Origin of the sequence: Sediminibacter sp. Hel_I_10 (genome assembly GCF_000688335.1) — a bacterium.
GTDB lineage: Bacteria > Bacteroidota > Bacteroidia > Flavobacteriales > Flavobacteriaceae > Psychroserpens.
Window position 1 is genome coordinate 1,200,790 of record NZ_JHZX01000001.1, and the last position, 14,656, is coordinate 1,215,445.

At 35.8% G+C, this 14,656-nt stretch carries 15 protein-coding genes; all 15 read right to left on the reverse strand.

What is annotated here, in order from left to right; translation table 11 throughout:
* Nucleotides 1–44: 44 nt before the first annotated feature.
* On the reverse strand, nucleotides 45–1,643 hold the full coding sequence (locus P176_RS0105375; protein ID WP_026753737.1) for a T9SS type A sorting domain-containing protein: 1,599 nt from the start codon (nucleotides 1,641–1,643) through the stop codon (nucleotides 45–47).
* Between the two features lie 616 nt (nucleotides 1,644–2,259).
* The gene (locus tag P176_RS0105380) at nucleotides 2,260–2,925 is read right to left on the reverse strand and encodes a hypothetical protein (RefSeq protein WP_026753738.1); all 666 of its coding nucleotides are present in this window, start codon (nucleotides 2,923–2,925) and stop codon (nucleotides 2,260–2,262) included.
* Nucleotides 2,926–3,103: 178 nt separating this feature from the next.
* Nucleotides 3,104–3,424 carry a hypothetical protein gene (locus P176_RS0105385; protein WP_026753739.1) on the reverse strand — a complete coding sequence of 107 codons (321 nt, stop codon included), beginning with the start codon at nucleotides 3,422–3,424 and terminating at the stop codon, nucleotides 3,104–3,106.
* Nucleotides 3,425–3,548: 124 nt separating this feature from the next.
* Nucleotides 3,549–4,043, reverse strand: a complete 495-nt coding sequence (locus P176_RS0105390) for a hypothetical protein (RefSeq protein WP_156032962.1) — start codon at nucleotides 4,041–4,043, stop codon at nucleotides 3,549–3,551.
* A gap of 160 nt (nucleotides 4,044–4,203) precedes the next feature.
* A complete protein-coding gene (locus P176_RS20540; protein WP_197022148.1) occupies nucleotides 4,204–4,794 on the reverse strand; it encodes a hypothetical protein in 591 nt (196 codons plus the stop codon).
* Between the two features lie 154 nt (nucleotides 4,795–4,948).
* Nucleotides 4,949–6,064: a DGQHR domain-containing protein gene (locus P176_RS0105405; protein ID WP_037348729.1), complete on the reverse strand. Its 1,116-nt coding sequence runs from the start codon at nucleotides 6,062–6,064 to the stop codon at nucleotides 4,949–4,951.
* Between the two features lie 3 nt (nucleotides 6,065–6,067).
* Nucleotides 6,068–6,517 carry a hypothetical protein gene (locus P176_RS0105410; protein ID WP_026753742.1) on the reverse strand — a complete coding sequence of 150 codons (450 nt, stop codon included), beginning with the start codon at nucleotides 6,515–6,517 and terminating at the stop codon, nucleotides 6,068–6,070.
* Nucleotide 6,518: 1 nt separating this feature from the next.
* The gene (locus tag P176_RS0105415; protein WP_026753743.1) at nucleotides 6,519–7,367 is read right to left on the reverse strand and encodes a Dam family site-specific DNA-(adenine-N6)-methyltransferase; all 849 of its coding nucleotides are present in this window, start codon (nucleotides 7,365–7,367) and stop codon (nucleotides 6,519–6,521) included.
* 130 nt (nucleotides 7,368–7,497) lie between these two features.
* The gene (locus P176_RS0105420) at nucleotides 7,498–8,433 is read right to left on the reverse strand and encodes a GIY-YIG nuclease family protein (RefSeq protein ID WP_026753744.1); all 936 of its coding nucleotides are present in this window, start codon (nucleotides 8,431–8,433) and stop codon (nucleotides 7,498–7,500) included.
* 101 nt (nucleotides 8,434–8,534) lie between these two features.
* Entirely contained in the window at nucleotides 8,535–10,223 is a 1,689-nt protein-coding gene (locus P176_RS0105425; RefSeq protein ID WP_026753745.1) for a sodium:solute symporter family protein, read from the reverse strand.
* 3 nt (nucleotides 10,224–10,226) lie between these two features.
* The gene (locus P176_RS0105430) at nucleotides 10,227–10,478 is read right to left on the reverse strand and encodes a DUF4212 domain-containing protein (protein ID WP_026753746.1); all 252 of its coding nucleotides are present in this window, start codon (nucleotides 10,476–10,478) and stop codon (nucleotides 10,227–10,229) included.
* Between the two features lie 160 nt (nucleotides 10,479–10,638).
* Nucleotides 10,639–10,770 (reverse strand): hypothetical protein, encoded by a 132-nt coding sequence (locus tag P176_RS20760; RefSeq protein WP_255327183.1) that lies wholly within the window; start codon nucleotides 10,768–10,770, stop codon nucleotides 10,639–10,641.
* A 199-nt stretch (nucleotides 10,771–10,969) separates the two neighbouring features.
* Nucleotides 10,970–11,992, reverse strand: coding sequence for a sugar kinase (locus P176_RS0105435; RefSeq protein WP_026753747.1), 1,023 nt, complete (start codon nucleotides 11,990–11,992; stop codon nucleotides 10,970–10,972).
* A gap of 213 nt (nucleotides 11,993–12,205) precedes the next feature.
* Nucleotides 12,206–13,687, reverse strand: coding sequence for a glycoside hydrolase family 30 beta sandwich domain-containing protein (locus tag P176_RS0105440; protein ID WP_026753748.1), 1,482 nt, complete (start codon nucleotides 13,685–13,687; stop codon nucleotides 12,206–12,208).
* Nucleotides 13,688–13,775: 88 nt separating this feature from the next.
* Nucleotides 13,776–14,645, reverse strand: a complete 870-nt coding sequence (locus P176_RS0105445) for a family 16 glycosylhydrolase (protein WP_231481194.1) — start codon at nucleotides 14,643–14,645, stop codon at nucleotides 13,776–13,778.
* Nucleotides 14,646–14,656 lie beyond the last annotated feature (11 nt).

A 14,656-nucleotide genomic window follows, 5' to 3' on the forward strand; every position in this document is an offset into this window, starting at 1 on the left:
TTGTTGTATGGACCACATTAGTTGCCGTCATTGGCATGAAGGCATTAGTGTTTCATAAATTGATATGTTGCTGTCTTAAACTCTTTATTTGTGACAGACACAAAATAGTTGCCTGCACTTAACGGACTTACATCTAATGTTATCAATTCAGCATTATTGTTATACGCCTTGACACTAATTTGTCTACCCAGAGCATCTGTGATACGCACAGTGATTAATGATTGTGGTTGGCTAAATGCAATATTTAACAAACTCGAGGCTGGATTAGGATATACTTTAATGGTTGGACTGTTAGTATTCTCAGACACACTCAAGGCCTCATTGCTATATACATAAGCCGCTCCAGTATTCCCATAAAAAACACCGTCTACTGTTGTAGATTTCAAATCTGAAGACACAAAAATCTCGTTATCGTTGTAATCAATTCGCTTTCCAAAGAGGTCATATTGGGCTCTATCTGAAGCTATAATTTTTTGAAAACTAGAAAAACTGCCAGCGTTGTCTTTTGTATAGATATAGGCTGTGCCTGATTGGTATAGCTCATTTTCACCATTTTCATCGGAGCTTTCATATCTTGAGGTGATTAATAAAAAAGAATCATTAAGCGCTAAAGACTCCCCAAATGCATCATTGGTTTCACTATTTATATTTTGAATTTTTTCAGTAAATGCCCATTCATTCTGGTCATTGTATTCAAACATATATACCGCACCAGTATCAGGCATTGTCGTTTCGTTTATTACAGTATACCCCCTTGCAGCAGATATAGCCATACTATTTTGATGCACAGCAATGGTATATCCAAAAAGCTGATTGTCGGCAATTTCAGGTGATACTATCTTTTGTTGCTGCTCCCATACATTATTTGCATTCTTTTTAAAGGTATATACGGCGCCCTGGTTAGTGTACTCTTTAGCAAAACTACCAATGTACACTGTGTTATTATCTATAGCTACAGCATTGCCAAATTGATCTCCATACAGACGATCTAACTGGGTTAGCTTTTGCATTTCAACCCAAACACCATTTGTGTTGCGCTCAAAAACGTATGCTGCACCAGCTTGAGGCAAATAAAGTTCACCATTGGCATCTGTATCTTGCCTATTAACGCCAATCACCATTACATCTCCTTCTATAGCGATATAATCTCCTAATGTTTCATCGACATCAAGATCTGAAGTTATAATTTTTTGAACCTCTTCCCATAGGTCTGTACTACTGTTGTATTTAAAAACATAAACTGTGCCTGCATTGTCAATGCTAACTCCTGCCGCAGTTGTATATTCTCTTTGATAAGCACCTATGATGGCATAGTCGCCATCTAGCCTAATATTATAACCAAAGCCAGCTACTGCTTCTCTATCTAAGGGTACTATTTTTTGCGATTGTGCCCAATTATTACTCTCATCTTTTTGGTATATATACACTGCTCCTGCAGCATCCATTGGATTAAGACCATCTGCATCTGTATTTTCAACGCTTGATCCCAGCATAAGGTAGTCATTGTTCACCGCCATGCCTGCGCTAAAAAAATGGCTGGCTTTAAACTCTGTTGATAGGATCCTCTGATTTTCTTGATAGGGTTGTGCTTTTAATGTGAGGGTTATTAAAAGAGAGATACTAAGAAGTAGTGGTTTTGTCATATTGAAATTAAATTTTGGTGAGTCGCATTACTTGTTGTTATGCTATTATAAAACATCTATAGGGTAGTCCCCTTATACAAACATTAAACAAGTTAATAGCGTATTTTCCTACCTCAATTAGATGGATATGCCTGAATATCTAATCGATCATGTTATCATAACTCACTCTAGATTAGAAAGCTGTCATTATAGTAAAGCGTGGGAATGCTTTTGTAGTAGTTCTTGTTTTAGGTGTTCTAGTAACTCCTTGATCAAGTTAAACGCTACTTAAAAGATAATTGTAAGGTTCCAATAATTTTAAAGTCGTATTTTTTCGATAATAATGACTTCTTGATTTTCATCAGAGTTTATGGTTTATAAACGCGTATATATGCAGTAAACGCTGTTGTTGATTTTTTTCGCAGTCATCGTCTGCAATCTTTTCTACAATTATTATACTATTATTTGCCTAGGTCTTCTAAAGTTTATTCTTAGTTTGGTTTTTTACTTCTTGCCAAGTGTCTTGCGTATGTTGGTTGCGTTTTAGAACCTATAGAAGAACCAGACGAAAAACTGCTAGATTTCCAGAGCACAAATAGACCAAGCATTTAGTAATTCTTGTTACTGGGAACTGACTTTATTCACAACCATTATATTCCTTTACGATTTCGAATAGCTGATCAGATTTGTATTCATTATTGCTAATTTTTGTGACTAAAGGTTGACAATCTGAAAAATATGTCTTTGCAGTTTTCTTGAAGGATTTAAAAACATTTGCAAAGAATCTATTGCTCGCAAATTTCTCATTTTGTTTTTTTACATAGTATAAGTCTTTATCACTTTTAATAATTGTAGTCGTATTCCCGTTATCTAAATACATGTTTTCAATACCTTTTTTTAAATAAAGAGATACTTTTCCTTCAAGCAATACTTGGAATAGTTGCAGTCTATTTTTTGAAGTTTTTACATATGCGTATTTTACAATTTTACCAAAATTGTTTTTTATGATGAAGTAGTCTACTTGTTCTTTTTTTAATTTTGATTTTTGATTATCTTCTTCATTTTTTTTATAAAAAATCTTATTATTTCCACCAAAACCCCTTAATCCGACTAAATCTTTAGTAGTTGAAGAGTTTTCAAATTTTACAACACCAACCAGTGTGTCTTTATTTTTTAGAACTAATGTTCCTGGATACCATTTATTTGAAAATGTGCCATTCTTACCTAACCTTATTTGTGAAAATGAACTATTCACTAAACAAATAAATAATAAAATTAAAATGAGCTTTAAATTGTATTTCATGTTTTTTGAGTTATTCTTTAGAATATTAATTGGATCACTACATTTTTTTCTTTTGCAGTTTTACAGCACCTAATTTAGCAAATACAAACCGAATAGAAAAAGAGTTAGTCATGTTGTAAGTAAACTTGCAGTAGTAGTTAAAGAGATGCCTTGTAAGACAATACTCGTATTTTCTTCTTTATTTCCTGAACGAACTATACCTCACTAAACTCCATATTATAAATATGCCTAATAAACCTATCCTTGCATAACCAAAAAACACACTCAACAAAAGGATGAGACCAAGGATTAAAGCTATAATTTTCATTCCGTTTTTGGTGTTGCCTTTAGCCCTAGATTTTTTATTTGTCATCAACTGATTTAAATAGATGTCATCAGATTTTTTTAAATAGTACTGAATTTGATCTTCCTCCAAACCTTCCTCTTTTAATCTCTTTTTTATGGCGTTTGAGTCAAGGCCTTTTGCTCTGAGTGATACGCTATCATCTAAGGTATTCATTTCACCAATAATTACGATTATACATTGTTAGCCAGTGTTTTTATTTTACTGTAATTTTCAACAGGATTGAAATAACTAGGTTTGCTCTATCAATTTATTTCACAAGGCTTACCGCTTAGCAGTATTATGGATTTACGTATTCTAGTTTCACTACTTTTCCATTCACTACTAATTCATCTATGATTTCGTTTTCGTCAAATGAAGGTCTAAATTGGGTCATGACGTATTTCTTCTTTTTCTTTTTGAGTGTCTGTTTTAGGTTACTATTTGTTGTGGTAAATTTCATGGACATGACCACAAAATCTATTTTATGCAATTCATTATCCTGGTCTTTAATATAAATTTCACTGAAATCCAGTTCTTGATTTTCGGAAGTTTCATTTTCAAATTGAAATATGATTTGAACCAATTTCCTTCCTTTTTCTGCTTTGATAACTTCTGTGAGATTCCCTCTTCCCCTTTGAAGCGTTCGTTTTTTTGTTAGGGCAAAAATTGAAAATGTCACACCTTCTGAATATTCATAAGTCGCTTCTCTGTCTGGATATCCTTCTTTCTCTTTTTTCTGGGCAATGGCATTCATTGAGATGATGAAGCATAATAGTAGTAATCGTCTTTTCATAGTATTGCGTTTTGATGTTGTATTATGGGCAACTGTGTTGTGTATGAGTAATGATGTGGTTTAAGTACCTAATTTAGCAAATACAAGCCGAATATAAAATCCGTGTTGGTAATTTTAAATAGGCGACTACTAGCAGTGAAATACTCGTTATTGTAGCACGTTACTTGTATTCATATTTATTCCGCCAAACATCCTCTCCTTTCATGAAGTCAAGCAATATTTCAGTCATTTGATCAACCGTTTCTATCGACTTTTGCATTAGCAAATGGTTGTCGTCCGTGACATATCCAGAGGTCATTCCGTCCTCTACCAAACTTCCACTCACTTCTAAAGCTTTAAAATTATTATCACTTTCATCTTCCAATTGCACGATGTGAAATGTATTCCAGTTAATTGATTCCATAGTGCTTTTTATAATTTCAGAAGTAGCTTTTTTAGATATTGTTTTGATATTTTCCCCATAGTCATAAGAGACAACGAGTTTTAAGTTCCGTTTTTTACCTGAAATTTGAAAATATTTTTCTTGGATTAAGAAAAAACTCAAGATCATAATGATGCCTATTCCAAGGAACAATAATCCATATTTAAATAACCCTGTAAGAAAGAAAGTAGGAAATCCACTATAGCGACCTCTACTGGTTTTTTCAACTAGGTTTGGTATGACGTTCGAATTTTCTAAAAAGACATAACTCACAATACAGATGAAACCAATCACGTAAAGCCTCACAATTTTGAAATCCCTGCTATTCATCAATTATTTAAAAAATGTGCTATACCGTTTTGTGCATGGTTTATTGCGTGTTTAAGTAACAAATTTAGCAAATGCAAATCGAATAGAAAATCCGCTAGGATTTTTAGAAGTAGGAGAGAAAGAGCAATTACTTGTACCCATTGTTGCGTAGTGCTTATAAGCATTCTTCTACTAATTGTTTATACAATTTTGATTGACCACCAGATCCAGGCAAAAAATTATCCCTGTTAAAATCGGCATCAGTCAAATTTGATTTATTTAAAAGATCTTTATAATATTTTTTTTCGACTATAAAACCTGTTTTTTCAGACTCTACATAAGCATCTTTAAAAAACCTCATTAAAGCTAAAAATCCGGTTGATTTGTTCAAAATCATTTCACGTTCAACTTTCCACCAAGCATCTGGCCATCTTTCTTGAACTGCATCGAAAAATTCCCACATTATTTTAGCAATATCTCCATCTTTTTCTTCGATAAATAAATTTCTTAATGGCCTTCTTTCTAATTCTTTACCTTCGAATTTATCAGGTGTCTTACCTTTTTTATATGTATTTCTGTCATCCATTGGATCTTTAGAAAGAAAGTCAATTAATTTTTCAGAAAAAGTTGCCTGTGTAATTGTTTCTTTTTCTTTATCATCAGCTGTACCAAGTATTTTAATTTTATCCTTAAACGGCGAACCTTCTTTTTGATTTAATGCTCTTACAATGTTATGACAGGTTTTCTGTGGACTTCGAAATTTAGCAAATGCGAATAAGTCAGCAACTAATGACTTATTTACTTTGGTCTGAGTTTTGTTTATTGTAGCAAATACTATGGCCTGATCTTCTAATTCCATTTCAATAAAAATTGTGACATTAACATCAAAATCACTGGCTTTGCCTTCAAAGTCTTCCAACCCAGCAATTCTATGCTGACCATCCAAGACTTTAGCTACATTATCTCTAAAAGGTAAAGACATTATATTGTTATCCGAGTCATATTCCACATCTTCTTCTTTTATATGTAAAATAACAGAAGAAGGAAATGTGGCATCAACTAAATTGACATATTTGCCTAGTTCTTTAACTCTGTTTGTTGATAATTCTCTCTGTATTCCAGAGTATACTTCAACTTCCCTTTTTTCGTCTCCAACTTCTAATCTTCTTATATCAGCGTATGATATTTTAACTAGGTCATCGTGTTTCATTACACCTATGTAGAATTTGCCAATAGGTTGTTTAACCTCTAAACACTTTATTTCAATTCTTTGGTCTTCTGGCTTTATCATAGCTTATAATTGTTTTAAAATATCTTCAACACCTTGTTTTTGTGAAGCAACAACATCAATTTTACGATGATTAAGTAAATTGGAATAGTAGTAAAGACCAAGTGTAACTAGAAATAAAACACCAGATGAGTATTTAACAAAAGATATATCATTATTAGTATTTGAAAGTTTCCAAGCATAAAATATTGAAACCACTAATATTAATAATCCGCTTACTAATAAAAGAACAGAGTTTAAATCAGTATTTCTGACTTTATATGTATAAAATATGTAGGCACTTGCAGTTAAAAGGGAAGCACTATAAAGATAAAATTGTCCATCAATAAAAAATATGTTCCAACCTTCCCACGCATTGTAGTTCGCCACATAAAAAAGCAATCCCAACAACAGAGGAAGAAGATTGCCAATTAAACTCACAATACAAAATATTGCTGTCTGTTGATGTTCTTTCATTCTAAAAATTCTTGATTATTAATTCTTTAACTTTAATTTTTTCTTTTTTGCAAGATATAAATCTGTAAGCACTACATTCAATTATTTCCCAATTGTTATATAAGGATCTAATATCTTCGATATCTGCATTTGATATTACAACTTTACATCCTCTCTGTGATTGGTTTTGGGCAAATTCAGCTAATTCTTCTTGCGAAGTTTGATCAAATTTATCTAATGTGTAATGATTAAAATAAGCTGTATCAGATAGTTTGGGATAAGGTGGATCTAAATAAATCAAATCTCCTCTTTGTGTTGAATTATTGATACTATCATAATAGTCAAATGCCAAGCTAGCTTTCTGTAATTTTGTACTAATATCTTTTAAATGCTCAAGACTTGAGAAAGCGGGATTTGCTTTACCAAATGGAACATTGTATTTTCCAGATTTGTTAACTCTATAAATTCCGTTGAAAGAAGTTCTATTTAAAAATATAAATCGGATAGCTTGTTCTAAAGTTTGATCTCCACTATGTTTATTAAATTTATCACGAATGTCGTAATAAAGTTTTTCTTTTATAGGTGGTTTAAATTCGGATAATCCACTAAAAATGGAATTAGGATCATTTTTGATTTGTTGATAGGAATTTATTAGATTAGGATTCAAGTCAGATAAAAATGACTGATTGAAATCACTCTTTAAAAAAAATGACGCTCCTCCCAAAAATGGCTCAAAAAATCTATCAATATTACTTAAGTCTAGATTAGAAAAAATCTCATTTATCAGATTTTGTTTACCTCCTGCCCATCTAATGAAGGGTTTCAAACTTTTATTTTCTTTTTTCAGATCTATATTTATTTCTTCTTTCATAAATGTTTATTCGCGCATTACGCCCAACGTTGATGTGTATGATTAGTGGCGTGTTTAAGCACCTAATTTAGCAAATAAAAACGGAATAGAAAATCCGAAGGGATTTTCGTAAAAAAGCTAAAACTAGCCATTAATTATACAAGTTATTGCCAGCAGTTATTATTTCAGATTTCTCTATTTCGCTTAATGTTCTTCCTCTATTGTCTTTCCAGGTTCTTCTTCCATTAATTGAATAACCAACTATAACTGCCGCAGCAGCTGATGGACTTGCAAACAAATGTTTTTTTGTAAATACAAAAGGACCTCTTTGGGTTTCTCGTATAGTTCCATCTTGAATAAGTTCATTTCTCAATGTTTTATATCCATAATTTTCAGACGGTTTTTCTGAAACTTGCGATCCTGCCAAAACCACAATTCCTTCGTCAGTCTGTATAGCTTTTGCAACAATATTTTTAACGCTTAAATTCAGTTCGGTTTCTTCTTCTTCTTCTGCGTCAATTGGTGTTTGGTGAGTTACGTCTGTTGGAATGACTTTTTTCACAACTTTAGTACTTATTTGACTTTCAAGAAATTTATGACCTAAAACTCCATTTAGTAATTTGATATTGTTTATAAATTCCTCCATCGCATCTCTATCGGGCAAAGGTAAAGAACTTAAACTTGGTGTATTACTATTCTCCAATAAGTAGCGTTCGGTTTCTTTTGTTATTTCAATTAATCTACTTTCGAGATATTTAATATGTGATTTTGTTATGTTATCATCTTTACTTGTAAAAAGTATTACTTCGCTCCAAAAGTCCTTTGCTACTGCGTGACTTTTCAGTCTTTCCCAAACATTTTCTCCTTCTCCAATGTAAACTTTAGATTTTCCTGTTTCGTCGTCAGTTCCAATTAGGAAATAAACTCCTTGAGTGTTTACTTGATGTTTGAAAAAATCATTCAATTCGGATAATTTTTTTCGAGGACTTGACAAAGCCTGAATTGTTAGATTAACAACTTCGGCAAGTTTGATTCCAGTAACTGAACCTTCTTTTAAATAAATTCTAATACTTTTTCCTAATATCATAGGTTGGTTTTAATTTCTGGCAACTAGATATACCCCCTCAAATATAACCCTTTACACCTTAAAACAAGTAAGACAAAATGTTCTGGGCTTATCAGCACCCCTCAATGCCCCGTAGCTTCACCTGCACCACTAGGAATCCTAATATTCTCTACAATCTCTTGCACATGCTCTGGCGGTGCTGGGGTCACCCGTGAGATGGCGATAGAGACGATAAAATTTACGATCATGGCCACAGTGCCAAAACCTTCTGGAGAGACTCCAAACCACCAATCGGCCTCTGTGCCTCCGCCAAACCAATCAAACTTAAACTTGAGCATGTAAAACAACATGAGCAAGATGCCTATCACCATGCCTGCAATGGCGCCTTCTTTGTTCATACGCTTTGAAAATATCCCCAAAATGATGGCCGGAAAAAAGGATGCTGCAGCCAACCCAAAGGCCAGTGCCACGGTTGCTGCCACAAAATCTGGTGGATTGATCCCAAAATAACCAGCTACACATACCGCTACTACTGCGGCTAAACGTGCAGCAATCAATTCGCCTTTTTCTGAAATATCTGGTTTGATCATTTTCTTGATCAAATCGTGTGAGACCGATGCCGAAATCACCAATAATAAGCCGGCAGCTGTAGAAAGCGCCGCTGCAAGGGCACCTGCTGCCACCAAGGCAATCATCCAATTGGGCAGGTTGGCAATTTCTGGATTGGCCAGTACCATAATATCTTTATCTACTTCCAACTCATTGGTAGCAGGATCTGCCACATACTGCACTCTGCCATCTTGGTTTTTATCATTAAATACAATGAGACCTGTTTTTTCCCAGTTGGTAAACCACTCTGGCAACTCTTCGTATTTTTTGTTGCTCACCGTTTCTATCATATTGGTTCTTGCAAACACCGATATGGCTGGTGCGGTGGTATACAATATGGCGATGAACAATAAGGCCCAACCCGCAGATTTACGAGCGTCACTTACTTTTTTAACCGTAAAAAACCGAACAATCACATGCGGCAGCCCCGCCGTACCCACCATTAAGGCAGCGGTTATAAAGAATACATCTATGGTAGATTTACTGCCCGAGGTATATTCGTGAAAGCCCAATTCCCGATGCAAGCCATCTAATTTATCTAAGAGATAGGCACCACTTTCTACTTTTCCGCCAAAACCCACTTGTGGAATTGGGTTTCCCGTCATTTGTATGGAAATAAAAATAGCAGGCACCATAAAGGCGAAAATGAGCACACAATATTGTGCCACTTGGGTATAGGTAATGCCTTTCATGCCACCCAAAACGGCGTAGAATAACACGATGATCATCCCAATAATCACCCCAGTATTGATGTCCACTTCCAAAAATCTGGAAAACACCAAGCCCACACCACGCATTTGCCCGGCAACGTAGGTAAAAGAAATCAATAGGGCACAGACCACGGCAACGGTTCTGGCCACATTAGAATAGTAGCGGTCACCAATAAAATCGGGCACCGTAAACTTGCCAAATTTTCTAAGATAGGGTGCCAGGAGTAGCGCCAGCAGTACATAACCGCCAGTCCACCCCATAAGGTACACCGAGCCATCGTAACCGCTAAATGAAATAAGGCCCGCCATGGAGATAAAGGAGGCCGCACTCATCCAGTCGGCCGCAGTGGCCAATCCGTTTGCAAGCGGAGACACGCCGCCACCTGCTACATAAAAATCATTGGTAGAGCCTGCTCTTGACCAAATGGCAATACCAATATAAAGTGAAAATGTAAGGCCTACGAGAATCCAGGTCCAGAGTTGAATGTCCATAACTTAGCTATCGAGATTGTACTTTTTATCTAACTTGTTCATCAAACGGATGTACACAAAAATCAAGATCACAAACACGTAGATAGCGCCTTGTTGGGCAAACCAAAACCCAAGTTTAAACCCACCGATACGAATGGTATTGAGTTCTTCTACTAAGAGGATTCCGAAAACGAAAGACACCAGAAACCAAATGGACAATAGGATGGCCAGGTAACGGAGGTTCTCTTTCCAATATTTTTTAAGTTGGTTATTCATAATTTAAAGATGACAAATTGGTTATGGATCTATTGGATTCAAAAACATATAAACTCAATAATTTAGCATACTTATTGAAAAAACATTGTTTTTTATAGATTTTTAAAAATAATACCTACAATATAACACATATCTTTATTGAATTGTGAATTTTACACTTTTAATCGACATCCTCTTTTTTGAGAATAGGCATTTTGTTTGGATGCGCTGTATGGCGCTGAAATGAAGAGCGCTTCATTTTTAAAAAGGTACTTCGGAAACTTCCTGCTTCACGACATTGAGAAGATATCATGCCATGACATTCATTACAATAAGACGTTACGGGCCATGTGTTGGTGAAACGTTTTAAGACATTATGGCCTGGAAGTATTTGACATTTTGGTAGTGTTTGAATACAAGACTGTTTCAGCCCTAACACAAAGAATCAAGGCTTTCACCTTTATCTACCCATTGACATAGGTCTGGCTCGTGAGCAGTACCTCAGCCTGAATTTAACGACTCACCTTCCCCGATTTATCACCACCCATTAAGGTTTCTACGTCTTCGACGCTCACCTTATTGAGATCTCCAGAAATGGTGTGCTTTAAACAGCAGGCATAAGTGGCAAAGTCAAGCGTCTTTTTATAATCATTGGTATAGGTTTGGAGCCCGTAAATGAGTCCCGCCATAAATGCATCTCCAGAACCCACGCGGTCTACTACGGGGTTGATGGATTGCTTTGGTGTTTTGTAGATCTGGGATCCATCGCATAGGAGTCCGCCAATTTTTTGATGCGAAGCACTAACCGACTCCCGAATGGTCATTGCTGCTATTTTTAGATCTCCAATAGCTTCAAACAGCTCATCATAAAGTGGCTTGAGTGACTCTAAATCTTTGTAATCGGGGTTTGGAAGCTCACGACCGAGCATAAAATAAGCGGTATCTAAATCTCCCAAAATTACATGACTGTATTTTAGCAATTGCGGCATGATCTCGCTAGGCTGTTTCCCGTAATTCCAAAGTGTGGATCTATAGTTGAGATCTGCAGAAATGGTAAGATTCATTTCCGAAGCCACCTTAAGCGCCTCTAAACAACAATCTGCAGCAGATTGTGAGATGGCCGGCGTTACGCCACTCCAATGAAACCAAGTGGCATCTGCAAATACCTCATGCCAATTGATGGTACCAGGCTCCATAGTGGCAATGGCGCTATCTCTTCTATAATAAATGACTTTACTTGATCTTAAGGAGGTTCCTGTCTCTAAAAAGTAGATGCCCAACTGCTTTCCGCCCATCACCACGTGGCGATCATCTACCCTATTTTGCCGTATTTTGCTTTTAGCCGCAAGGCCCAAATCATTATCTGGAAGGCGGGTTACGAAACTGGTGGAGATCCCAAAATTGGCAAGGGAGACCGCCACATTATATTCGCCACCACCATAGTTAGCATCAAACGAATTGGCCTGATCAATCTTTAAAAATCCGGGTGTAGACAATCTCAATAAAAGCTCTCCAAATGCAACTACTTTACTCATGATGTGATCTGATAAGGATGGGTTCTTTCAAATATAGAATAAACGTAGCAATTGACCATAGCAGTAATTCAGGATAAGCTTAAAATTAGGGTATGTTATTAGAGGGTGTTAAGTTATCATAACGAAAATGTTTTACGAGAATTCATCTAAAACAGATGATAAAAAAAGCCTCTAAACTTTAAATTTAGAGGCCCATTCTTTTTTTACTTGACGTTAGTACAAAATCGACTGCATGGCTCTTGGTTCTATTTCCAATTGCGCTTCGCTATTGCCTACTATCAATTTATAAGCTATTTTTTCATCGGTTTTATTCATAACAACGGTTACCATTTTTCCATCTTTATTTTTAAAAGAGGTGCTTTCTATAGTACTTCTACTGGTTGTGGTGCTTACTCGTAGCGCGCCTGGTTTAATAAATTTTGAGAAATGGCCGATGTAATAATATGTTGGTGTATAAATTAACTCCCCTGTTTTTGTATTGGCATGAATTGGTGCAAAGCAAAAGTTTTCAACATGGTTTGGCCCGCCCCTTTCGTCTAGTAAAATATTCCAATCTGTCCAGCCCACAACACCACTATTAAAATCATTGATCATTGAGTTTCCGTAGCGCTCGGCATTAGGCCAAAACTGTAATTTTTCAGCATCAAAACCCTCTTGACACCCCTCTGTAAATAATAGGTTTTTAGATGGAAATGATTCATTGACGCTCTTGAGATTGTCATATTTTGGCAAACCGCCCGTCCAAGTCTCATACCAATGAAACCCGATACCCCAAGCATATTTTGATGCTTCTGGATCTTCAAAGATGGTGTTTGCCCTATCTGAAATTAAATCTCTATTATGATCCCAAACCACAATTTTTTTATCGCCCAAACCCTCTTTTTCCAAGGTTGGCCCTAAATAATTTTTTAAAAAGTCTCGCTCTTCTTCAGCCGTATAGATACAAGATTCCCATCTTTGAACAGCCATGGGTTCATTTTGTATCGTCAACCCCCAAACCGGAATTCCTTCCGCCTCGTAAGCTTCAATAAATTTGACATAATAATTGGCCCAAGCCTGTCTAAACTCAGGGAGCAATTTACCACCTTGAAGCATATTATTGTTGGTTTTCATAAAGGCCGGAGGACTCCACGGACTAGCATAAAACACAAGATCATTATCAATTAGCGCGATGGCTCTTTTGATAAAGGGCAGTCTTTTTTCTCTGTCTTTTTCTATAGAAAATGTTTTTAATTCTGCATCACCTTCTTCAATATAGGTATGACTTCCTAAACCAAAGTCGCTACTATGAATACTAGTTCTGATGATGTTATAACCAATACCATCTTTACCGTATAAAGAATTTAAAAGTCGGTCTTGTTGTACATCATCTAAGGTTGAGAACACTTCTGCAGACGCATCGGTTATGGCGCCTCCAATACCTAAATACGTTTGAAACGTTTTTTCTGGATTAACAAATACAGCAATTTTAGTCTCTAGAGGTTGATCTCTATCGCTAAAAGATGCACTTTTGGTTTTAGACAACCTCAACTCGGTATCCTTTGCTGTAGTGTAGACCTCGAAGCCTTGACCATTATAACTTTTTGTCTCTGTTGAAACCTCAGGTTCTGTATCTTTTTCTGTTTTGACTTTAGCATCTGAACAGGATATAACCAGTGCGAGTAAGCCTATGAAATTAAAGTGTTTTAGAAGCATTATCTGTTTTAGATTTAGAATTAATAGTTTCTTTAAAATGCTTGAGGAGCATTTGTAAGTGGACCTGCTATTTTTAAAATAACGTCCTTTAGTTTCGAGATTCGTGTTTTACCCAATCTACCTCCATCACCCATTCTCCAACCATAGGCGCATCGGTAATTTTAGCGTAGTTTAATATGGCAAACATAGGCTCAGGATATTTATCTCCCTGACCTACGTTTCGATATATTTCAATGTTATCAATACGGTATACTAAATCGCTTTTTTCCCATTCTACAGAGTAATCGTGATACTCATTTAAGTCGGCGTCAAAACCTTTGCGTAAGCTCCACCAATCTCCTTTATCACATTCTTCTAGGCTTTTGATAGCACCTGTTGTAAAATGGTCTTTTTGATGGTCGCCATGGTGCTCAAAAATATCAATCTCACCTGAACCCGTCATAGGCCAGCAAATATCTTCGTCTGATTCTTGTACCGGTGCTTCGTTATTTTGTGCACCAAGCAACCACCAAGCCGGGAACATACTAGATTCGCCATTGCTTGATAACTTTAATCTCGCTGTCCATTTTCCCTTGGTAAATTCTTTTCGGTTTTTTGAGGCTATTCTACCCGCTACATACTCTGTATCGGGATGCTGCTTGCCATTTTTGTCTAAGTTATCGCAGCCGAGTTGTTTGCCGATATTGATAACCTTTAATTTCAATGTCCCCTCACTAACTTGACGGGTGCCATACTCATTATCTGGAACATAGCACTGCTTTTCATTATTGACCCAGATACGCTGATCTTGCCAATTATCGGTATTGAAGGTGTTAAAATCATCTTTAAAATCGATTGTCCAAATCTCAGCTCTACTTTCTATATTCCCCTCTGTTTTAGGGTCTGTTTTGCATGAGATCAAAGACAGTATCATGCATAAAACTCCTATAAAATTAAAGAAACACGCTTTATTCATCATTCAAATTATAG